The 1,504-nt window shown below is 73.9% G+C and carries 2 protein-coding genes; both read right to left on the bottom strand.

The annotated features are described in order from the left end of the window. Window positions 1-61: 61 nt before the first annotated feature. Entirely contained in the window at window positions 62-658 is a 597-nt protein-coding gene (locus E1266_RS37230; RefSeq protein ID WP_132055272.1) for a CoA pyrophosphatase, read from the bottom strand. Between the two features lie 124 nt (window positions 659-782). Beyond that, the coding region (gene nth, locus E1266_RS37225; protein ID WP_243719376.1) for an endonuclease III at window positions 783-1,504 on the bottom strand (722 nt) is incomplete at its 5' end.

The following is a 1,504-nucleotide window of genomic DNA, read 5'->3' as shown; positions in this document are numbered from 1 at the left end:
CCGCCGCGCCCCGCACCGCCGCCCCGGCCGGACGGGTTCGCCTGACCTGCGAGGGGGCCGCTCAGCCCCGGGAGGCGAGGCTCAGGACCTCCGGCGGGAGGTCCTCGACGCGGTCGGTGTCCCACGGGCGGTTCCAGCCGCCGGCGTCCAAGACCTGCGTGAGAAGCGCCGCAGTGAACCCCCACACGAGCATCCCCCGGACGTCGAACGCCGGGCCGAGCCTGATTCCGGACGGGTGGCGCACCATCATCCGGTTCGCCGGGTCGACGAGCTCGCCGATCGGGACGCGGGCGACCGCCGCGACCTCGCCCGGGTGGCCGGGCGCCACCTCCGACGGCTCCCGCCACCAGCCGGCGACGGGCGTGATCCGGTATTCGCTCCGCGACAGGTACAGCTCGGGCAGGGAGCAGAGGACGTCCACGCCGGACGGTTCGACGCCCGCCTCCTCCCACGCCTCGCGCAGCGCTGCCGAGACGGGCCCGTTGTCCTCGGGGTCGATGCGGCCGCCGGGGAACGCCGGCTGCCCGGCGTGGTTGCTCAGCGTGGCCGCGCGCTCGGTGAGCAGGACGTCGGGACCTTCGGGCCCCTCGCCGAACAGGATCAGGACGGCGGCCTCACGGGCGGTGGACGCGGGCCGGAACATCGGCGGCACCTGCATCCGCGGCCCCTCGGTACGGAACCGGTCGAGCCACGGGGGGCAGCTAAGGGCGTTCTCGGTCACGTCCAGATCAACTCCGGAACCCCCGCGTTCCTTCCCGCCAGGTCTCCCCGCACGCCGGACCTCATGAGAAAGGTCCGGGCTTGACGAGCTTGCGCGCGGTCTCCTCGTCGGTCGGCCCTTCACCGAACGACGGGCACAGCCGTGCGAGCGGGCAGGCGCCGCAGGCGGGACGGCGCGCATGGCAGATGCGGCGGCCGTGCCAGATCAGCCTGTGCGACAGCATCGTCCACTCCTTGCGCGGGAACAGCGAGCCGATCTCCTGTTCGACCTTGACCGGGTCGTCCTCGGCGGTCCAGCCGAACCGCCGCGCGAGGCGTCCGAAGTGGGTGTCGACGGTGATGCCGGGGACGTCGAACGCGTTGCCCAGGACGACGTTGGCCGTCTTGCGCCCGACGCCGGGCAGGGTGACGAGGTCGTCGAGCCGTCCCGGGACCTCGCCGCCGAACCGGTCGCGGAGCGCGGCGGACAGCCCCATCACCGACTTGGTCTTGGCCCGGAAGAACCCGGTGGGCTTCAGGATGGCCTCGACGTCCTCGGGGTCGGCGGCGGCGAGGTCCTCCGGGGCGGGGTACTTGGCGAACAGCGCCGGCGTGGTCAGGTTGACGCGCGCGTCGGTGGTCTGCGCCGACAGGACGGTCGCGATGAGGAGCTGGAAGGGGGTGCCGAAGTTCAGCTCGCAGTGCGCGTCGGGGTAGGTCTCGGCCAGGATCCGGTTGATCCGCCGCGCCCGCCGGACGAGCGCGAGCCGCGTCTCGGGCGTGCGCCCCGCGCCGCCCCCGGCCG

Origin of the sequence: Actinomadura sp. 7K534, from assembly GCF_004348575.1 — a bacterium.
Lineage (GTDB): Bacteria > Actinomycetota > Actinomycetes > Streptosporangiales > Streptosporangiaceae > Spirillospora > Spirillospora livida.
The sequence above is the reverse complement of the archived record's forward strand: the minus strand, read 5'-3'. Positions and strand labels throughout refer to the sequence as shown.